Raw genomic sequence first — 18431 nt, forward strand, 5'->3', positions numbered from 1 at the left:
ATCGCCCCGCAGTTCAGCGAATATCAGTTTATGGCGAGCCGGTTGCCGCGTTCAAGACAATGGTTTTGGCTTCGCCGCCCTCATAGACCTGCAGCATGTAGACCAACCCGCCCCCGCGCTCGCAGACCTGGAATGAAACCACGCTCGATGCATCGATGCCGCCCGCGGCCAGGATCTGCGCCAGCGGCAGGATCTGCCCGTCGGCCACAGCCTGCTGGATCTCCCGCTTGCCCAGGCATGCCTGGGCCAGGGAGGGTGAGGCGGAGGTCGGAATCATCGCGCCCACCGCCAGCAATCCAGCCATCAATGTCAAAAGGAACCTGTTCATGCGCGTACCCTAAGAGGCGGGTGCTGAACAGTACATGAATGGAAGCGCAGGAGGCAAACGCCGGGGACCTAGCCGATGGTATGAGGGAAGGACGTAAGGGTGGGCCCCAAACACCCGTCCCCCAATCCACGTTCACGGACGCAGAGCGCCGCCCTCAGACCTTCCCGATATCGCTCTTGATCCCCTTCCGCAGGAAGACGATCGCGATCGCCTCGAGGATCAACTGTCCGGCCGAATGGCCTTCCAGCGAGGGAATGTCGACGCCCAGCACCTGGGCCAGCCCGGCGAGAACCATCGCCGCGGCCACGATATAGGTCTTGTAGCCTGCAAGGATATTCATGATGTCACTCCAGAAGTCGGTTGCGGTTTCAGTCGCGGGCGGCCCGCCAGCCAGGGCGAAGGCCGCCGCGCGGATGTCCTCGACGCGTTTGCGCCAGCCGCGTCCGAAGACGGCGAAAGTGGCCAGTTGCGTGAGGAACGAGAGACGCTGGTTGCAGAGCGCATCGATGAGCCCGGCAATGCCGGTCGCCGCGACGCGGTCGCGGATCGCCGCCAGCGTCAGCGGCCCCACCTGCCCGTCCGGCACGACATTCACCAGCTTTTGCAGGCTCTTGATCGCCCGGTCGGGCCCGGAATTGACCGCATAGTCGAAGAGCGCGAGGTCGAGTCCCGCCGGCAGGGCGCCGGCTTTGCTGCGATCCCAATAGGAAGCGCGGTAGATGTTCGCGGCCTCATCGATCTTGAGGCGCTGGACCTCGCTCTTGGGCAATTGCCACCAGGGCGAGACCTGTCGCCAGCGCGCCAGGGTCTTGTGGGTAATGCCCATATTGGTCGCGCCGCCCGGATCGGCCGGGTGGTCGACATAGCCGCCCTCATAGGCCAGGACGACCTTGAGGCATTCGGCGAAGCGTTGGTTTTCGTCAGGCATGGAAAACTCCCTGGGCGGGATGCCCCGCTCCAAATCCGGCGCTCATCTGCGCGACCGTGAAGGTGAAGCTCGCCGGCAGGCTGCCGAAATCGAGCAATTGCAGCGCCGCCGGGTAGGCGGCCGAGGCCGCGCCAACGTCGATGCTGCGCACCGGCGAAGCGCCGTTGAAGATCGTCACCCGATAGGCCTCCGGCACATATTCGAGCGCCGGCACGCCTGCCCCGGTGCCGTTGGGGTCGGCGCGGCTGCGCCGGCTCCACGTGAAGGTGACATCCCCGAGCGGCAGCGCGCGCGTCGCGACCAGGTTCGTCGGCGCCAGCGGCAGCACCGGGCCGAGGCCGATCTCCACCGCAAGCGCCTGCCCGGTCACGTCCGACCGACCGGCGAAGGCGCGCAGGTTCATCGTCGTATCGAGCCAGGCGCCGTCGACCGGAATCGAAACCGCTCGGCTATCCGGCACGAACACCCTGCGCCCTACCGCCGCCGCCCCGCTCGCCGACCCATCCATGCCGCGCAGCAGATGGCTCAGTTCGTAGAGTCCCGGCGCCAGCAGTTCCGCTTCGGCAAAGCCGAGCACTTCCCATTCGCCGTCATCGCCCAGCACCGCCAGCCGATTGCTCCCAGCCAGCACCGCGGCTTCGCTCGCCGACGAGAAATGCCCCGAATAGGCGCGTAGCCGCACAATGCTGGTATCGTCCCACTCGCCGAAACTGCCCGCAGGCAGCGCCGCGGTCAGTTCACCCAGCACCGCGGGAGCCGCCGCGCGCGCCAGCACGGTCCCTGTCACCTCCTCGTCGAAGGCCACCTCGCCCGGCCAGGGCTTGGCGGATGCCGCCAGCAGCAGGCGCGAACGCAGCGGGCTTTCCGGCAAAGGCGGCAAATGCGCCACCACGACCACCGGCATTGCCCTGACTCCCGTCAGCGCCATAGGCGCCTGCGGCCTGTCCGAAGTAATTGCAGCAATCATCGATGGCGGCAGCGCCCGCGCGCTGACCTTGCGGGCCAGACCGTCACGGATTTCCGTCACCTCGAACGGCCCCTCTGACACGCCATCGAGGCTGAGCACGTCGCCCACCTCCACTGCCGCCATGGACGGCGGCAGCGTGAACTCGATGATTTCCGACACCGCCCTGTCCAGCAGGATGCGTTCGGCCGAATACCGCGCACCGGCGAGATCGAGCACCAGGTTCGACCCCTCGCCCGCCGTCGCACCACCGCCGAGCCGCATCGCCGTGACCGTGCCTGTAAGGTATGCCCGTTCGCGGTCGAGATAGGTTAGCGCCACGCGTCCCAGCGCCTCGCCCGGATCAGGGCGTCGTCGAGAAACGATCGACCCCTCGCCCGCCACCAGTTCGCCCGCCGGCACCGCCTCGCGCTCCAGCGCCCGGCGAAATTCGAGCCCGTTCTGCCCATCGCGCACCGAAAGACCGGAAACCGCCAGCACCTCCTCCAGCGCATCGCGCGCCGAGCCGACGCCGTCGAGCTTGAGTCCGTGGATCAGCGGCTGCACGGCCTCGACATGCGATAACGCCACGCCGTGATCGCGCGCCACGGCCGCGATCAGCTCGTCCCCCGCCATGGCGCCCACGCGCCCGGTCAGCCAGTGCCCGGTCGGATGGTTGGTGCCATCGCTCCAGCTTCCAGTGTCGGCCGGAAAGGCCGGATAGGGCCGCGCATCCCAGGTCCAGAGGTAGATACGCTCCACCATCGGACCGCCATAAAGACTTGAGGCGGGGTTTGCCGCCCCGCCCCAATAGTCCAGTTGCGCCCGCAGGAACTGCCTTTGCATCAGCGGGTCGGAGAGCCCGCTCGAAAAATATGGCCGCCCGCTTTCCGAGCTCTTCGGATCGCCGAAGACATTGGGCTGGTTCGCTCCCTTGTCGACCGCTCCGCAGCCGAGCTCCGTGAACCACAGCGGCTTGGAGCGCGGCACCCAGGCCGTAGCGGACGGTGCCCTCACGCCACCCGGGCGATCATGATGGGCGTTGCTCCACCAGCCTTCGATATCCTTGAACCGCCAGACCCAGGGCTCGCCATAGGTGCCATCGCCGATCGGCGAACGCGTCTGCGCCACTCGCTCGGCATCCGAGCCATAGTACCAGTCATAGCCCTCGCCGCTGGCGATCCGGCCCTGCAGATAGCCACGATCGTAGACACAGCGACCCTCCGCAGCATCGAGATGGTCGTCACCATCCCGCCAGTCGGTGAGCGGCATGTAATTGTCGATGCCCACGGCATCGATATTCGGGCTCGCCCAGAGCGGATCGAGATGGAAGAACTTCTCCCCATCCGGCTGGTATCCGGAAAATTCCGACCAGTCCGCCGCGTAGGTGAGCCTTGTCCCGCTCCCGACGATGCCGCGCACCTCCGCTGCCAGCGCGACCAGCGCCGAGACGAAGGGAAAGCTGTTGCCGGCGCCGCGCAGCGTCGTCATTCCGCGCATTTCCGAGCCGATGATGAAGGCATCGACCCCACCGGCCGCCACCGCCAGGTTCGCGTAATGCCGCACCATCCGGCGATAACGCCAGTCGGCGCCCGTCCCCACGAATGCGTCGACCTGAGCCAGAACGGCGCCTGTCTTGTCCGGCGTACCCGCCCCACCCGGCGCCGGGTTGCAGGTGATCCGACCGCGCCAGGGATAAGCCGGCTGGTGGCCGCCCCAATAGGGATCGGTCAGCGTATTGCCTTCCGGCACGTCCATCATCACCAGCGGGTAGAGCGTCACCTTGAGCCCGCGCGCCTTGAGGTCGGCAATCGCCGCCCGCACCGCCGCGTCGGAAGGCGTGCCGCCATAGGCCGGCCCGCCGTCATGGGTGGAAACCACCCTGGCGCCCGCCCGCGTCAGCCCGGCCACCGACCATTCCGTGCCCTCGACCACGCGCGCCGAGCCCTCGACCCGCGGTTCGATAAGGCAGTCCGCGCAGCGCAGGTCGCTGCCGAACCAGCTCACCACCAACGAGACATGTTCGAGATTGGGGCAGATCGCCGTCAGCTCGTCGATCGAGAGCGTCCAGTCCGATATGCCCGCCATGAGGTGCGTATTCTCGGCCGTCGTCTGCCCTGGCCCCACCACCCGCACGCGCGGCACGGGGTCGTAGCCGAACTCGGTCGCTCCCGGAATGATGGTCACCGCCTTGATCGCCGGCTCCAGCTCGCCCACGACGCGGCAGAGCTCGGCCGAAATCTGCGGGATGCGGTTGCCGAACTGCGATAGCGGCAGGCGTTCGAAGACCAGGTAGCAGAGCCCGCGATAGGCCGGCGTATTGCCGCTCCCCTGCTTGCCCTCGATGAGGCTGTCGACCGTCTGGCCGCCCGTTCCACGATGGAAGCGGATATTGAGCCCCTGTGTGTCGAGCAGCTTGCCGTCGGCCCAGATGCGACCGAGCCGGTGCACCTCGCCCTCGCAGAGACCCACGGCGAAGTTGGCGAAGATCTCGCTTTCCGAGGTCTGCGGCCCAAAGCCCTTGGCGCCGGAGGTCTCGCGCGTCATCTCCTCGAGCTCGGTCGCCCAGATGATGTTGCCGCTGACCCGGCTCCAGCCATAGAGCCGTGGCACCGCCCCGCCCTCGACCGAACCCTGCAACTGGAAGTCGCTGCCCATCCGCCGCTGCTGCGGCTTCTCGCCGAACAGCGCATTGTCGACCGCCGCCCCCGCCAATGCCCCCAGCGCGCGCCCGATCGTCGCCCCGATCGGTCCGCCCACGAACCCGCCGACGAACTGCCCGGCAACCGAGAGTGCTAAAGTGGCCATGACGGCTCCCTGAAATAAGCTGAAAACTGGTGGGCCGGGAAAACCGGCCTCCCTTATGGAAACGCAAACACCCCAGTCACCCTGCGCGCCCAACCCTCAAGGCTGGCCTCGACCACCCCCAGGCCCTCCTGCGCATGCACGAACCGGCCCTCGCCCACCAGAATCCCGCAATGCTTGGGTGCCGCCGCGCCGTTGAGCCGGAACAGCACCACGCGCCCCGCCTCCATCGCCTCGGCCCGAACCAGCAGCGTCTCCGCTGCCTCCAGCAACGCGCCTGCAAACGCCACGTCCCGCATGTCCGCACGATAAGGCGGCATGGCCACCGGCTCGTCGCCATAGACCTCGCGCCAGACGCCCCGCACCAGCCCCAGGCAATCGCAGCCCGCACCCAGCGTCGAGGCCTGGTGCCGGTACGGCGTGCCGATCCACGCGCGCGCCGCCGCCACGATCCGTTCCGCATCGTCCCTCATTTGACCAGCGCCTGCCCTTCCAGCACGTCGCCAGATTTGGGGTAGCGCATGACGAAGTCATTGCCCGGAATGTGCGGAAAGCCGCGGAAGTTCACGGCATTGGCGAACTTGCTCTTGCAGCTCGAAAACCGTCGGTCGCAGCCCGCATAGGCAACCAGGGAATTGCCGATCTCGACCCAATCGCCCACCGGCGCGTCGAAGGCGAGGATATCCGCTCCGCCCACCCGCGCATGGCTCACCACGCGGTCCTGCTTGCCCGCACGCGGACCGCTCTGCCAGGTCACGCGCCCGAACGAAAACCAGCCTTCGGCGAATTCATCGAGCCCGGTGACTTCCAACCGGAAGCGATCGCGCACCGCCGCCACGCCCGCATCAGCCTTGAATACCGGCGTCTCGACAGAAGCGCCGCACCGTCCGTCGCCCAGCTCCGCATCGCAGAGCGCCTGGTAGACTCGCCCCTTGGGCACGTTGAGCGCCTGCTGCCCCGAGCGCAGTTCGGCGCGAAAGGCGCCATCCTCGCGCACGATCTCGCCGATCGTGTCGCGCCGCAGCAGCGCGCGAACCGAGACATCGCGCCAGTTGACCCGCCAGATCTCGACCAGCGCACCATCGAAGCGGCCGAGCAGGATGTCGTCCTCGGTAATCGCCTCCGAATGCAGGATACCCACCACCTCGGACGTATCCACCTGCGCCCCAAGCTTGGCCGTGCCCTCTCCGCCATCGAGCCCATGAGCCGGCAGGTAGCTCACGCCATCGAAGGCAAGCGCCACGTCGTGGTCGGTGAAACCGAGCACCACATCGTCCGTCCGCACGATGCGCCAGCAGGTTGCCAAAGTCGTCTCGCCGCCAGCGATATGGGCTGCAAACGCAGCATCGAACGCTTTCATTCCAGCACCTCGATCAGGGGAAGGGTGGGTGCCTCGGCCGCGTCGAAGCTCGTCAGCTCGATATCGAGCCGATCGATATCGAAACGCACCGGCACATCGAACAGAAAGCCCGCCGTGACGACCGCCCCTGGCGCCGGGGGCGCATCGAGCGTCACCACTCCCGTCATCTCGTCGACCGCGAAGGCGCTCGTTTCGACCCCCGCGACCGCCACGCGCACGGAGCCTGCGACAGGCTTGGTGATCGGCCGGAGATAGGGGTCGAAACTGGCCCCATATGTCTTCACCAGCGCGAACGCGGCCTTCACCCCGTCCCCGGTGCCGATCACCTGGTCGAGCGGATCCGGCGTGGCGCCGCCCGACGAAAAATCCAGTCCATCGCGCCAGAGGAACGAGTGGAACCGCCCGCGCCGCTCCTCGAAGAAGGCCAGCACCGCCTGCATGTCGGCGCGCGACTTCACGCCATAGCCGGCATTGTATCGCCGTCGCGAATGCGCCCACCGGCTGTTCCGCTCTTCGGCGCCCGAAGCCAGCGTCACGATATCGGTAGCCCGCTCCGGCCCGCCCCGCGCCCCCAGCGCGATATCGAGCGGAAAGCGGATCGGATGAAAAGCCATGGAAGACTCCCGTAAATGTCAGTGTGCGGGCCAAGCCCCACCGCCTCCCTCCCCCTTGCGGGGGAGGGATCAAGGGTGGGGGTGAGCCTAGGACTCAGAGCCAGCCGCACCCCCACCCCTGTCCCCTCCCCGCAAGGGGGAGGGAGACCTGCCGGCCCAATCTGTGAACCTGGGCCTATGCCCCCCGGCTCCCCCGCCGCACAGCCCGCAAGAGCATCGCCCCCACCTCAGCCTCCGCGCCCACAAAGCTGCGCGCGTCGCTCGCGGTCACGTTGAACGTCACGTTCACCCCGCTCCCCCCGCCGGCAACACCCAGCCGGCCATCCGGCCCACGCATCAGCGGCATCACCGCTTCCGCGCCCGCTTCGCCGGCCACGCCCAGCCCGCGCCCCAGCGGAAAGTAGCTCGGCGTCGCGATCACCCCGCCCTTGGCGAAAGGCGTCACGCCCTGCACCACGGGGTTGGTCGCCGCAAACACGTTTTCCACCAGCCCCGAAACTAGGTTGCCCAGCGGCTTCAGCGCCGCTCGCAGAGCGATATCGGCGAAGCTGCGGGCGATGTCGCCCAGGAGGCCGTTGAGCGACCTGCCGTCGGTGATCGCGCCTCGGAAGGCGTTGCTCAGCGACCGCGCCACGCCATCGGCCAGCGTGCCGATGCGTTCGAGCTCGCCCGAAACCCCGTCCAGTTCGCCCCGGAATCCATCGGGAAACAGCGTGTCAGCCATTGCGTCCTCCGTCGGGAAATGCCCGCATCAATTCGTCCAGCCGTGCCCGCGGCGGAGCGGCCCTGCCGCTCGCGGCGCCAAAGGCAGCCGCCAGTTCGCGCGGGGTCAGGCCCCAGAAATCGCGCGAGGAAAGCCGCATCACGCCGAAGCCCATCTGCATGGCCGCGTCCCAGGGAAACGGCGTCATTGCTCCGCCTCGCCGAACGTCGCCTTGAGCAGACGCGCCGCCACTTCGGCCGCTCCCTTGAGCCCGCCTTCGATCGCCATGCGCGCCAGGTCGTCGTCGGAAATCGCGTTGCCCGCGCCCCGCAGTCCTGCCCCGATGATCGCCGTCAGGTCGCGCGCCGAAATCCTGCCGCCGGCAAAGCGTTCCGAGAGCCCCACAAGGTCTCCCGCCTGCAGCCGCGCCTCGAGTTCGGCCAGCGCCCCGAGCGTGAGGCACAGCACCCGCGCCTCGCCCCCGATCATCGCCTCGATCTCACCCCTTTGCGGATTGGCCATTGCGTGTCTCCTCAGCTGGCAGCGGTGAAGGTCAGCGCCCCGGCGCTTTCCAGCGCCAGGTCGAAGGTCACTTCGCCTGCATGGTCGCCCTTGAATTCGAGCGCCGTGATCTGGAACGGCCCGGCCACCACGCCGAAATCGGGCAGGATGAGCTGCCAGTCCCGGATCGTGCCGCCGAAGAACAGCGACCGGATTGCCTCGTCGGAGGCCTGGTCCTTGAAGATTCCGGCGCCCGAGACCGATGCGCGCTTGACGCCGGCCCCGGCCAGCAGCTCGCGCCAGCGGCCGGCGCTTTCGGCGTCGGTGATGTCGATGGCCGCCGCGTTGAAGGCGAGGCTGCGCGTGCGCAATCCCGCCACCGTGAGAAAACTGCCCGATCCCGTGGAATCGAGCTTCAACAGCATGTCCTTGCCGCTCTGGGCTGCCATGAGGCGCTCCTAAAGTGTGGGTTCCGTATGAAAGCGAAGCGCCAGGGCCGCCCGCGCCTTGCCCGTATCCTTGTCGATGGCCGTCTCGGTGCCTTCGTGCCGGCGGTGCGTCACGGTCAGTTCCGCATCGTCGAGATCGGCCTCGAACGCCACCGCCGCCAGCCGCTCGGCAATGGCCAGCGCGCCCTTTCGCGAGGGGTCAGCGTGCCAGACATGCAGCACCAGCCGATGCTCGTTGCCCGGCATCAGGTCGCCATCGCGCGGCCGCATATCGTGCCGCGCCACCACGACGTAACTGCCCGCGCCCCCGAGCGGTGGCGCATCGAAAATCGCGTTGGCCCCTATCAGCGCCATCAAAGCCGCATCCGCGCGAAACGCCGTCACCAGCGCCGCCTGGAGGGAAACGATGGGATGGGTCATGGAACACCCCCGCAAGGAGGGAGCGTACCGGTCCGATCGCGCCTCGACGTCTCCCTCCCCCTTGCGGGGAGGGGACAGGGGTGGGGGTAGGCCTCAAACACCGCCCCCCTCATCCCGTCACCGCACTTTCCGCGCACGAGCAGCTCAGATACGCCCGCCGCCCGTTGATATCTCCCGCCGTCACCACCTCCAGCCGCCGCCCGCGATAGACCACGCGATCCCCCGGCTTCACGTCCGGGCGGAAACGCATCACCACGCTGTGGCTCACCGTCACGCCGCGCCCGTCGGCGCCCACGCCCTGCCGACCTGAAAGCGGACGCACCCGCGACCAGACCGTGGCGATCGGCACGAAGAGCGTGGCATGGCCGCCCTCGGGTTCCCCCGTCATCTCGCGCCGCAATATCTGCACGCGGTCGGTCAGCGTGCCCAATGCCGGAATGTGCTCGCTCATAGCCGCACGCTCCGATAAGGCGCGATCACGCGATCGAAGCCGGATGGCACCACCGCGCCCGAGCCCGCCACGATCACCGCGTCGCGGTGCTCGAACCAGTAGCCGACCAGCGCCAGCAGCGCCTGCCGCAGATCCGCCGGCACGTTCGAAGCCGCCTCGCCGAACCCGGCACGGTAATCGACCTCGATACCCTGCCGCTCGCGCAGCACCGGCATGCCGGCGACGTTGAGCGGCAAGAGCAGCCTGCCGTTCTCCGGCCAGAACTGGGCCACCGGAATCTCGTGTCCGATCCCATCGCCGTCATAGGCGGTGATCTTCGTGACGCTCATCAGCGGCGTCACCGGCAGCCTGACGCTGCGGTCGGGCGGCCAGGCGTCGAGCACCACGCGCCAGTCCTGCGCCATCAGCGCGCGGCCGGTAATGCCCTCGACATGCAGGCGCGCCGCGGTGATGAGCGTTGAGACCAGCCCATCCTCGGCGCTGTCGTCGAGCCTGAGGAAAGCCTTGGCCTCCACAAGCGTCACCGGCTCCTGCGCCGGTCCGGCGAGAAGGTAAGACGTCATTTCGTTGGTCCTTGTTGATTTCGAGCACGCTGCCGCGGCTCCGTCCTCCCTCCCCTTGCGGGGAGGGTCGGGGTGGGGGCGAGCCCCAGGGTCCGTACTCCATTGCACCGGTAGATGAGGTTGCGATGGTCGCCCCACCCACCGGACTTCCCCGGACTTGATCCGGGGCCCATTGCCATCCTCCACTCGAGTGGAGAAACCCGTGGGCCCCCGGCTCTGCGGCCGGGGAAGTTCAGTGGTTGTGACGGTGTCGGAGAGCGCTTGCGCCGCTTAGCTCGCCGCGAACTTGAGCAGCTTGATCGCGTCGTAGTCGGCCACGCCACCGCCCACGCGCTTGGTCGTGTAGAACAGCACGTAGGGCTTGGCCGAGAACGGGTCGCGCAGCACGTTGACGCCCTGGCGGTCCACGATCAGGTAGCCGCGGCGGAAGTCGCCGAAGGCGATGGGCGTGGTGCCCGCGCCGATATTGGGCATGTCCTCGGCCTCGACCAGGTTGAAGCCCAGGAGCGTGGCATTGGCGCCCGGCGCCGTCGCCGGCTGCCAGAGGTAGTTGCCCTCGGTATCCTTGAGCTTGCGGATCGCGCCCTGCGTGCGCCGGTTCATCACCCAGCTCGCATTCTGGCGGTAGCCGGCCTTGAGTGCATAGACGAGGTCGATGAGCACGTCGGACTGGTCCGCGCTCGGGAAATCGCCCGAGACGCCGGTCGCGAGGTACCCGAGCTTGCCCCAGGCCCAGCTGCTTTCAGCCACCAGCGTCGAGTGCAGGAAGCCGGTCGGCTTCTTGTCGCCGTCGCCATTGATGAAGGCTGCCGTTTCCTGTTCGGCGAAAGCCGCGTTCACCTCGTCGGCGATCCACTGACCCACATCCACCGCCGCATCGTCGAGGAAGCTCGCGGTGGCGGCCGGCATGGCGTAGAGCTCCATGGCCGGATAGCTGATGGCATCGATGGTCTGGCTGGCCGTCTGTGGACGTGCGTCCTTCTCACCCACCCAGCCCGTCGCCGGGCCGGAGATCGAGATCGGGCGCTTGTAGACGGCCGAAGAGACCTGGCGCACACCGGCGATCGAACGGATCGGCGAGATCTCGGTCAGGCGACGCGTGATCTCCGCCTCGGTCTCGCCCGGCACCACGTAGCCGCCATCGGAATTGGTGCCGATGGACAGCGACTTCTCCTCGCCGCGCTTCACGTAGGCCGAGAAGGCCTCCTTGTATTCGTCGCCCGCTTCGCTGCGCCCACCTTCGAGCGCCGGGCGGGCGCGATCCAGCGCCGTCCGGTCCATGGCCGCCTTGTAGCCGTCGAGCGCGGCGTTGATGCGCTCCAGCTTTTCCTCGGTCAGCGGATCGGTTGCGCCGCGCTTTTCGAGGCGCTCCAGGCGCGCGTCGTTGTCCTGCTTGAACGTCTCGAAGGCGTTCATCAGCTGGAAGAGAGCAGTATTGTCACTGCCCGCTCCGGCCTTGATTTCAAGGCCGTCGGTCACCGTCTCGGTCATGAGAGCTTCCTTATTGGGAGGTTTTGAGAAGTGAAATCGTCTGCTGCAGCGCGCGCTGCAGGCGGTTTTCGGAGGGCACGCCGGCAATGCGGGCGCCTTCCATCATCGGGAAGCTCACGATCGAGATTTCCCAAAGGTCGACCTGCCAGAGCCTGCGATGCCCCGACTTGGCCTCGCGTGTGGCCCGCACCGTGCGAAAGCCGATGGAGAGCCCATCGATGGCCCCGCGCTCGATAAGCCTGCGCAGCGCATCGGCGCGCGGCACGCCCGGCACCAGGCGCCCCTCGACCCAGAGGCCGAAGCCGTCCTCCACCACGCGCTCCCAGGTGCCCACCGGCTCCTTGGGGTCGTGCTGGAACAGCATGCGGATGCGCTCGGCCCCGCGCCGGGCAAGGGTCCGGGCAAAGGCACCGGGCATCACCACGTCGCCCCCGCCATCCACCTGCGAAAACACGCTGGCATAGCCGGCGAACCGCCCCGTCTCGTCGATCGGAATGCCGCTCACCGCTTGTCCCCCTTGCCGCCCGCTGGCTGGCCCTGCCCGGCCTTGACGCCCGCCAGCGTCCCCGCCAGGTTCCAGGCAAACTGCCGGAAAACCTGGTTGGCTTCGGGCTTGTTCTTCTGCGCCATCACTCGTCCTTTCGCCTGAACAGCTGATTGATCGTGGCGATCTCGTGCACGAAGTCGTTGAACCGCTTGTTCGCCGCCGCCAGCTCCCGCAACGCCCAGACGAGCAGCGTCGAACTCATCGTCGCCCATAGGAACAGCGCCAGATGCGCCAGATCGCCCCGCGCAATGACGGTGCGCGTGAGTTCATCCATGATGTCTCCTTGCCAAAGACGGGTTGTGAGGGCCCCTCATCCCTCCCCACCACCGTACTTCCCCGGCCGCAGAGCCGGGGCCTATTGCACCCCTCCACCTGAGTGGCGCATCCGTGGGCCCCGGGTCTCCGCCCGGGGAAGTACGGTGGTGGTTGCGATTTCCGCGCCCTCAAACCCCCAACAACTCCCGCTTCTCCTCATCACTGAGGAACGAAGCCGCCCCCACGCGCTCCCACATGGCCGCGCGATCCTCCGCCAGCGCATCCACCGCATCGAAATCGGGCACCAAAGTCGCCCCACCGAAAGCCGGCGCCAGCCAGTAACTCAGGTCATCGGCCACCCGCCGCACCAGCGGCATCACCGTCTGCCGCCACAGCGCGCGGTTGGCCTCGACCATGTTGGAATAGGTATTGTCGCCCGGCAGCCCCAGCAACATCGGCGGCACGCCGAAGGCCAGCGCGATATCGCGCGCCGCTCCATGCCGTGCCTCGATGAAATCCATGTCGCGCGGAGAAAGCGCGATGGTCTTCCAGTCGAGCCCGCCTTCGAGCACCATCGGCCGGCCGGCATTCATCGCCCCTGCGAAATGCTCCTCCAGCTCCGTCTTCAACCGGTCGAACTGGTCAGGCGAAAGGTTGCCCTCGCCCATCGAATAGACCAGCGCCCCCGAGGGTCGCGCCGCGTTGTCGAGCAGCGACTTGTTCCACTGCGCCGAGGCATTGTGGATATCGAGGCTCTGCTGCGCCGCCTCGAGCGGAGCCATACCGTAATGGTCGTCGAGCGGATGGAAGAGCGCCATGTGCAGCACTTTCGGCACCGGCGCCGGCTCCTGGCTCAGCTGCCGGGTCCGTCCACCCACCGAATAGGCATAGGCCGCCGGCCAGCCATCCTTGCCCGCCACCACCTTCATCCGGTCCGGCCGCAGGCAGAAGAGCCCGCGCACCTGGCCTTCGACGATCGCCGCCTCGAGATATGCATTGCCCGCCGTCTGCAGGTAGGCATAGACCGCCTCGAGCAGTTCGCTGCCCGATTGGCGCGGATTGGGGCGGCGGAGCAGCGTCACCACCGGATGATCGCTCGTGCGCCGGCCGTTTTCCTCGACCACGAGCGGCACCGAATTGGCAGCTTCCGCCACCATGCGCACGCAGCGATAGACCACCGGGTTCTTGGCGAAGCCTTCATTGGCCAGGCTCACGAAGCCACGCTTGGTCCAGTTCGCCTCGCCCAGTTGCGCCAGCGAAAACAATGCCTGCGGTCCGCTCGACTTGCGTTCGGCAGGCGCGTTCAATCGCCCGCCGGCAAGGCGGGTGAGCCAGTTGGCCATGTTCATATCCCTGATTCAGACTAGAAAGAGCAGATCGGCCACGTGGACCTTCCGCAAAGGACGTCAATGACACTTCTCGCCATCGACCATATCCAGCTCGCCATGCCGCCCGGCCGCGAGCCCGAGGCACGCGCCTTCTATTCAGGCATTCTCGGCCTCTCCGAAGTAGCCAAGCCCGAAAACCTCGCCAAACGCGGCGGCGCCTGGTTCGCCAACGGCGACCTCAAGGTCCACCTGGGCGTCGAACAGAACTTCGTCCCCGCCCGCAAGGCCCACCCCGCCTTCCGCGTGGCGAACCTGCCGGCCTTGGTCGAGCATCTCAAGGCCTCCGGCGTCGACGTCACCACCGACGAACCACTCCCCGGCTACGACCGCGTCTACATCGCCGACCCGTTCGGCAACCGCATCGAGCTGTTGCAGCCGGCGGAGTGAACGGGGGATCGGGGGTGCGGCTCCCCCCTCCCATCCTCCCCCGCAAGGGGGGAGGTGCAGATCGTGCTTGTTGAGCGCTTCACACACCGGCAACTGGATCGAAACACCTCCCCCCTTGCGGGGGAGGATGGGAGGGGGGTGAGCCACAACCACCATACCCCCAACCTCACCACCCCCGAACCCGCGGCCCCACCCTCTCGCCCAGCATCAACTCCGTCACCGCCCAGACCAGCGCATCCACCCGGTCCGGCGAATGCCCTTCCGCCATCCCGTCGGCGCCGAACGCGCACATTTCATCCTCCAGCGCCGCCAACCCCTCGGCATGCGCCACGAGCCCCCTGCCGTAGAGCGCCGCCACCGGCTCCGCTCGCAGCCATTTCCCGCGCGTTGCCCGCACGCCGCGCACCGGCACTTCAGTATCCACCTGCGCCAGAACGGCCTTCACCAGATCGCCGCCCTGGTTGACCTCGGCGACGATGCAATCGGCCTCGAACTCCTTGAACGCCCGCACTGCCCGCCGTGCCCAGTTGAGCGGGCGCGCACCCGATATCGTCCAATCCGCCAGGATCGCCGCGCCCTCGCCCACTCGTGCCGCCACCACGATCCCGCAGGCATCGGCCCTCGGCCCGCCGGTCACCGGCGGGTCCACCGCCACCACCACGCGCCCGAGCTCGCCGCCGCGATGGCGGCGGAACATATCGCGGTTCCACAGCGCGTCCGGCAGGTCCTCGATCATCTCGCCGTCGAGCTCCTGGCGCCCCAGCACCGAGCCGCGATAGCGTCCGACCACGGCATCGAGAAAGCCCTCGGCCAGGTGCGCCTTGTTCTCTTCGGTCTTCATCTTCGTCACGATCGTCTGGCCGTCGCCCAGCAGGCGGCGCAGCAGCCGCGTCGGCTTGGGCGTTGTCGTCGCCAATTGCCGTGGCCGGTCGCCGAGACGCAGGCCGAATTGCAGCATGTCCCAGGCGCTTTCCGCCTGCGGCCACTTGGCGACCTCGTCGCACCACGCCGCCGCGAATTGCGGTCCACGGAACCGGTCGGGGTCCGAGGCCGAAAGCACCGTCGCCTCCACCCCATTCGGCCAGGTCAGCGTCGTGCCCTTGAGCACCGGGCGCGTAGCCTCCGGATGCACCGACAGGATGCCGCTCACGCCCTTGACCATCACGGCGATGGCCTCGGTCATGGTTTCACCCACCAGCGCGATCGGCGTCACCGGCTCCGGACCCGTCGCGAGCTGGCGCACCCATTCGGCGCCCGCCCGGGTCTTGCCCGAGCCACGGCCGCCCATGAGCAGCCATGTCGTCCAGTCGCCCGGCGGCGGGTCCTGCTGTTCGCGGGCCCAGACCGGCCAGAAATAGAAAAGCCCCGGCCGCAGATGCGGTGGAATGGCCCGTTCGATCTCCTCGCGGCTGCGCGCCGTCAGCGCCAGCTCGACGAGCATGGCGCGCAGGCGCAGGATTTCATCGGCGCTTAAGCTGTTCAATCCGGCGCACCAGCTTGTTGGTGAGGTCCGTCATTTCCTTGCTCTGGTTGCCGCTGTTGCGCTTGGCCTGCGGCCGGGCCTTGTCGATCTCGATGAGCTTTTCGAGCGTCTTGCAGAGATTGCCCAGGAGCGCGACTTCCTTGCTGCCTTCGGTTTCCATCGTGATTTCCGTTGCCTCCAGGCGGATGAGATGCGCTTCGATCACGCGGAACATCCGCTGGAAGCTGCTCTCGGGTTTGACATGCTTGAGGTAGCGCCGTTTCCAGTCATTCTCCTTGGCGGCGTAGGCGATCTTGCCGACCGTCAGCCCGTGGCGCATGGCCACCGCTTCCACGCTCACCTGGCGCGCTTCGTAGTCCGCCCGCACCGCGGCCCAAAAGCCATCGTCCTTGACCAATCAGCCCTCCATGCGCGCAACCGCAGGCTTCCCCACGAGTTCCAGTTCTGGAACTGCACGAGGCCACCATGCCGTCGACTGCGATCAAAAATTTTCGCTACGATCCGGAGAGCCGCACGCTCTCGGTCTGGTTCGTGCCCACCGGCAAGCGCTACGACTACGAGGCCGTTCCGCCCCAGACCGTCGCCGCCTTTCGCGATGCCTTCTCGAAAGGCCGGTTCTTCAACGCCCGCATCCGCGACCGTTTCCGTTATCGTGAGGTCGAAGACCGGGAGCGCTAGCCCCATTTCTGCGACCGTAGCAAAACTATAGCCGATCGCCGTGACGCATGAATAACTTCTCGAAACCGCGCCTTAGAAAACGAAAAAGGGCCGCCGGAGCCGCCCTTTGTGCAGGATCGCCGGGACGGGGATAGTCCGGGCGGTCCGAAAAAAGTTCGAAAAAATCAGAGGCGCTGGAACTGCATGGATTGGCAGAACACGCCCTTGCAGCCCTGCAGGTTCATGACATCTCCCACGAGCGTCATCGAGCCGGCGATGGCCTCGCCCTTGTAGTTGACCGTGCCGCGCCACTTGTTGAGCTCGACCGCGCGGGCGCCTTCGACCACGTATTTGTTGAGATAGCGCAGGTTGTCTTCGTTGCGCGCATCCTTGCGCAGCCAGGTCAGCTTGGCGCAGATCTGCGTGCCGTCGCCGCACATCGAAACCTTGAAGCGGGCATCCCCGCTCGTCGTCTGCCAAGTGCCGACCGGGTTGGCGGCCTTGGGAAGGGAGGCCTTGACCACGTCGGCGGCCAGGCCTGGGGCGATACCGAGCGCAAGCGCCATGGCTGCGGCGGCGATCTTTCTTGCAAAGAGGGGCACAGAACGTCTCCGGATGTGATGTTTCGGGGCTTATGGCCCGCGACGCTTGAACGGCGTGCCAACCGCCCGTTCATCTGCCGTTCATCGACCCGGCACGGCGCAGCCGTCCTCCGAAAAGATGGCTGCAATTCGACCAACCAAGCTGTGCAAACTACGAAAGGCGACGTTTCCTTGCGGGCCTCGCGCCGCAATAGTTCCCCTCCCGCCTACGGATTCGAGAGGAACATAGCGATGTCTTTCCAGCTAAAGGACTGGAGCCTTTCGGAAATCCGTCCGCATGCGACTCTGGCGGGCCGTGTACTGGCCACTGCCGGCGTCACCCTGCGCGAAGTCTCGGGCGGCCGCGTCAGCGAACATCGCATAGCGCTCAAGGTCTGGGCCGACGTCGGCCCGGGCACGTCTGCCGCCGATGTGGAATATGCTCTCTACGTCAAGGCCGCCGAGCTCGCCCGCCGCACCATGGCGGCGGCCGATATCTCGTCCTTCGGCCTGGCGGCCGAATAGTCCGCTACTTGCGGTACTCGCCTTCGTAGTCGTTCGGCGTCATGTAGATGCGCGAGGGCAGCGCCCGGCTCTCGTGGCCGCCGTTGAACGCCCCTGCCCCACGACAGAAGTCCGCCTTTTCGGCTGCCTGCACATAGACCAGCAACCGGCTCAGGCTCGCATCGACCGCGCGCGCTTCCTCGTGCGGCGTTTCCACCAGCAGGTGGTCGAGCGCGTATGAGTAGGAATCGTAGCGGTAGCGAACGGCGCGGGTGAACCAGGAGATGTACTGCCCGTTCTCGGCCTGCCGTGCGGCGACCTCGGCCGACATCGGACTGCCCATGCCCAGCGAGCGCAGCGCTTCGGCGCGCTGGCGGTCCACCTCGATCACGTCGCAGATGGCGGCGAATGTCGAAGGCATCAGCGCGATGTCGGTGTCGATATCGCTGCCCACGCGCCGGTAGCGGACGCGCGAGGACTGGTAGGGGTCTTTCTTGAGCGTGCCGTAATAGCGGTCGACGGTGAAGCGGCTGTCGCGCGCCGGGTAGATGCGCGTGCGCTGCAGTTCTACCGAGCTGTCGAAAGCCCAGTCGCGACCATGCGGGGCGATGAGGAACCGCCAGACGCGGTCATGCATCAGCCGTTCCTGGTCGGTCTGGTTGAAATTGGAAACGGGCTCGCCGGCTTGCGCCGCGCGCCACTTGCCGACGGCGGGCATGGCCACGTCGTGGGTGAAGCTGGGTTGCGCCCGGCCGAAATCGCCCACCGGCCGCGCACACGCGGCTACGGCTCCGACGAGTGCCAGGGCCAGCAATGCCTTCGCGATCTTACCCGCGCCTGCGCTTGGCTTTCCCGGTGCTGGTCCGGTTATCCGGTTCTGGCCTGTCGTGACGCTCATACCGGACCCCGGTGAAAATCAATATCTGCCCCATCCCCTCGCGAGGGGGGCGTTTGGGCACCGGTTCCACCGGCCTGTCAAACAGGACGAGCTTTCCCAAGCTTGCCTCCTATTGCTGCCCCCAACCGTTCTGGCGAGGCGCCGGACTCATTAATCCGACGGTTTTCATTAAGAG

The 18431-nt window shown here is 67.1% G+C and carries 25 protein-coding genes; 3 read left to right on the plus strand and 22 right to left on the minus strand.

Annotation, left to right across the window (positions count from 1 at the left end):
- Positions 1–28: 28 nt before the first annotated feature.
- The 18 genes from JNE37_RS01625 to JNE37_RS01705 all read right to left on the minus strand — a co-directional run bounded on the left by JNE37_RS01625 (position 29) and on the right by JNE37_RS01705 (position 13701).
- The gene (locus JNE37_RS01625; protein WP_152572042.1) at positions 29–328 is read right to left on the minus strand and encodes a hypothetical protein; all 300 of its coding nucleotides are present in this window, start codon (positions 326–328) and stop codon (positions 29–31) included.
- Positions 329–482: 154 nt separating this feature from the next.
- Positions 483–1256: a glycoside hydrolase family 108 protein gene (locus JNE37_RS01630; RefSeq protein WP_203065104.1), complete on the minus strand. Its 774-nt coding sequence runs from the start codon at positions 1254–1256 to the stop codon at positions 483–485.
- Positions 1249–5007: a baseplate multidomain protein megatron gene (locus JNE37_RS01635; protein ID WP_203065105.1), complete on the minus strand. Its 3759-nt coding sequence runs from the start codon at positions 5005–5007 to the stop codon at positions 1249–1251. The genes JNE37_RS01630 and JNE37_RS01635 overlap by 8 nt, the downstream gene beginning before the upstream one ends.
- 53 nt (positions 5008–5060) lie before the next feature.
- Positions 5061–5477, minus strand: coding sequence for an NlpC/P60 family protein (locus tag JNE37_RS01640; protein WP_203065106.1), 417 nt, complete (start codon positions 5475–5477; stop codon positions 5061–5063).
- Positions 5474–6364 (minus strand): DUF2163 domain-containing protein, encoded by an 891-nt coding sequence (locus JNE37_RS01645; RefSeq protein WP_203065107.1) that lies wholly within the window; start codon positions 6362–6364, stop codon positions 5474–5476. Before JNE37_RS01645 ends, JNE37_RS01640 begins: the two co-directional genes overlap by 4 nt.
- Entirely contained in the window at positions 6361–6978 is a 618-nt protein-coding gene (locus tag JNE37_RS01650; RefSeq protein ID WP_203065108.1) for a DUF2460 domain-containing protein, read from the minus strand. The genes JNE37_RS01645 and JNE37_RS01650 overlap by 4 nt, the downstream gene beginning before the upstream one ends.
- A gap of 175 nt (positions 6979–7153) precedes the next feature.
- Positions 7154–7702, minus strand: coding sequence for a phage tail tape measure protein (locus JNE37_RS01655; protein WP_203065109.1), 549 nt, complete (start codon positions 7700–7702; stop codon positions 7154–7156).
- Positions 7695–7889 carry a rcc01693 family protein gene (locus JNE37_RS01660; protein ID WP_035095340.1) on the minus strand — a complete coding sequence of 65 codons (195 nt, stop codon included), beginning with the start codon at positions 7887–7889 and terminating at the stop codon, positions 7695–7697. The genes JNE37_RS01655 and JNE37_RS01660 overlap by 8 nt, the downstream gene beginning before the upstream one ends.
- The gene (locus tag JNE37_RS01665) at positions 7886–8203 is read right to left on the minus strand and encodes a gene transfer agent family protein (protein WP_182397841.1); all 318 of its coding nucleotides are present in this window, start codon (positions 8201–8203) and stop codon (positions 7886–7888) included. The genes JNE37_RS01660 and JNE37_RS01665 overlap by 4 nt, the downstream gene beginning before the upstream one ends.
- A gap of 11 nt (positions 8204–8214) precedes the next feature.
- Positions 8215–8631 (minus strand): phage major tail protein, TP901-1 family, encoded by a 417-nt coding sequence (locus JNE37_RS01670; RefSeq protein ID WP_203065110.1) that lies wholly within the window; start codon positions 8629–8631, stop codon positions 8215–8217.
- Positions 8632–8640: 9 nt separating this feature from the next.
- The gene (locus JNE37_RS01675) at positions 8641–9051 is read right to left on the minus strand and encodes a DUF3168 domain-containing protein (RefSeq protein WP_203065111.1); all 411 of its coding nucleotides are present in this window, start codon (positions 9049–9051) and stop codon (positions 8641–8643) included.
- Positions 9052–9160: 109 nt separating this feature from the next.
- Positions 9161–9502, minus strand: coding sequence for a phage head closure protein (locus tag JNE37_RS01680; protein ID WP_203065112.1), 342 nt, complete (start codon positions 9500–9502; stop codon positions 9161–9163).
- Positions 9499–10065 carry a head-tail connector protein gene (locus JNE37_RS01685; protein ID WP_203065113.1) on the minus strand — a complete coding sequence of 189 codons (567 nt, stop codon included), beginning with the start codon at positions 10063–10065 and terminating at the stop codon, positions 9499–9501. Before JNE37_RS01685 ends, JNE37_RS01680 begins: the two co-directional genes overlap by 4 nt.
- 270 nt (positions 10066–10335) lie before the next feature.
- Positions 10336–11556, minus strand: coding sequence for a phage major capsid protein (locus JNE37_RS01690; protein WP_035035223.1), 1221 nt, complete (start codon positions 11554–11556; stop codon positions 10336–10338).
- A gap of 10 nt (positions 11557–11566) precedes the next feature.
- Positions 11567–12061: an HK97 family phage prohead protease gene (locus JNE37_RS01695; RefSeq protein WP_203065114.1), complete on the minus strand. Its 495-nt coding sequence runs from the start codon at positions 12059–12061 to the stop codon at positions 11567–11569.
- Positions 12058–12186: a hypothetical protein gene (locus JNE37_RS22765; protein ID WP_281394946.1), complete on the minus strand. Its 129-nt coding sequence runs from the start codon at positions 12184–12186 to the stop codon at positions 12058–12060. Before JNE37_RS22765 ends, JNE37_RS01695 begins: the two co-directional genes overlap by 4 nt.
- Positions 12186–12377, minus strand: a complete 192-nt coding sequence (locus JNE37_RS01700) for a hypothetical protein (RefSeq protein WP_035035225.1) — start codon at positions 12375–12377, stop codon at positions 12186–12188. The genes JNE37_RS22765 and JNE37_RS01700 overlap by 1 nt, the downstream gene beginning before the upstream one ends.
- Before the next feature lie 169 nt (positions 12378–12546).
- Positions 12547–13701 (minus strand): phage portal protein, encoded by a 1155-nt coding sequence (locus JNE37_RS01705; protein WP_203065115.1) that lies wholly within the window; start codon positions 13699–13701, stop codon positions 12547–12549.
- Between the two features lie 66 nt (positions 13702–13767).
- Here JNE37_RS01705 and JNE37_RS01710 point away from each other — a divergent pair, with 66 nt between their 5' ends.
- The gene (locus JNE37_RS01710; protein ID WP_203065116.1) at positions 13768–14133 is read left to right on the plus strand and encodes a VOC family protein; all 366 of its coding nucleotides are present in this window, start codon (positions 13768–13770) and stop codon (positions 14131–14133) included.
- A 166-nt stretch (positions 14134–14299) separates the two neighbouring features.
- Here the strand turns inward: JNE37_RS01710 and JNE37_RS01715 are convergent, their stop codons facing one another.
- Together JNE37_RS01715 and JNE37_RS01720 are read right to left on the minus strand one after the other, a co-directional pair.
- On the minus strand, positions 14300–15616 hold the full coding sequence (locus JNE37_RS01715; RefSeq protein WP_246513466.1) for a DNA-packaging protein: 1317 nt from the start codon (positions 15614–15616) through the stop codon (positions 14300–14302).
- Complete coding sequence (locus tag JNE37_RS01720) at positions 15594–16013, minus strand: hypothetical protein (RefSeq protein WP_203065117.1); 420 nt, start codon at positions 16011–16013, stop codon at positions 15594–15596. Before JNE37_RS01720 ends, JNE37_RS01715 begins: the two co-directional genes overlap by 23 nt.
- A 68-nt stretch (positions 16014–16081) precedes the next feature.
- Here JNE37_RS01720 and JNE37_RS01725 point away from each other — a divergent pair, with 68 nt between their 5' ends.
- Entirely contained in the window at positions 16082–16294 is a 213-nt protein-coding gene (locus JNE37_RS01725; RefSeq protein ID WP_203065118.1) for a KTSC domain-containing protein, read from the plus strand.
- A 164-nt stretch (positions 16295–16458) separates the two neighbouring features.
- Here the strand turns inward: JNE37_RS01725 and JNE37_RS01730 are convergent, their stop codons facing one another.
- Positions 16459–16875, minus strand: coding sequence for a DUF2147 domain-containing protein (locus JNE37_RS01730; RefSeq protein ID WP_035032544.1), 417 nt, complete (start codon positions 16873–16875; stop codon positions 16459–16461).
- Positions 16876–17106: 231 nt separating this feature from the next.
- On the opposite strand from JNE37_RS01730, the gene JNE37_RS01735 reads away from it, so the two are divergent.
- Positions 17107–17379, plus strand: a complete 273-nt coding sequence (locus JNE37_RS01735) for a hypothetical protein (protein ID WP_203065119.1) — start codon at positions 17107–17109, stop codon at positions 17377–17379.
- 4 nt (positions 17380–17383) lie between these two features.
- Here JNE37_RS01735 and JNE37_RS01740 read toward each other — a convergent pair whose 3' ends face one another.
- Positions 17384–18256 (minus strand): hypothetical protein, encoded by an 873-nt coding sequence (locus JNE37_RS01740; protein WP_203065120.1) that lies wholly within the window; start codon positions 18254–18256, stop codon positions 17384–17386.
- Positions 18257–18431: the final 175 nt, after the last annotated feature.

Origin of the sequence: Paradevosia shaoguanensis (genome assembly GCF_016801025.1) — a bacterium.
In the GTDB taxonomy this organism is placed as follows: domain Bacteria; phylum Pseudomonadota; class Alphaproteobacteria; order Rhizobiales; family Devosiaceae; genus Paradevosia; species Paradevosia shaoguanensis.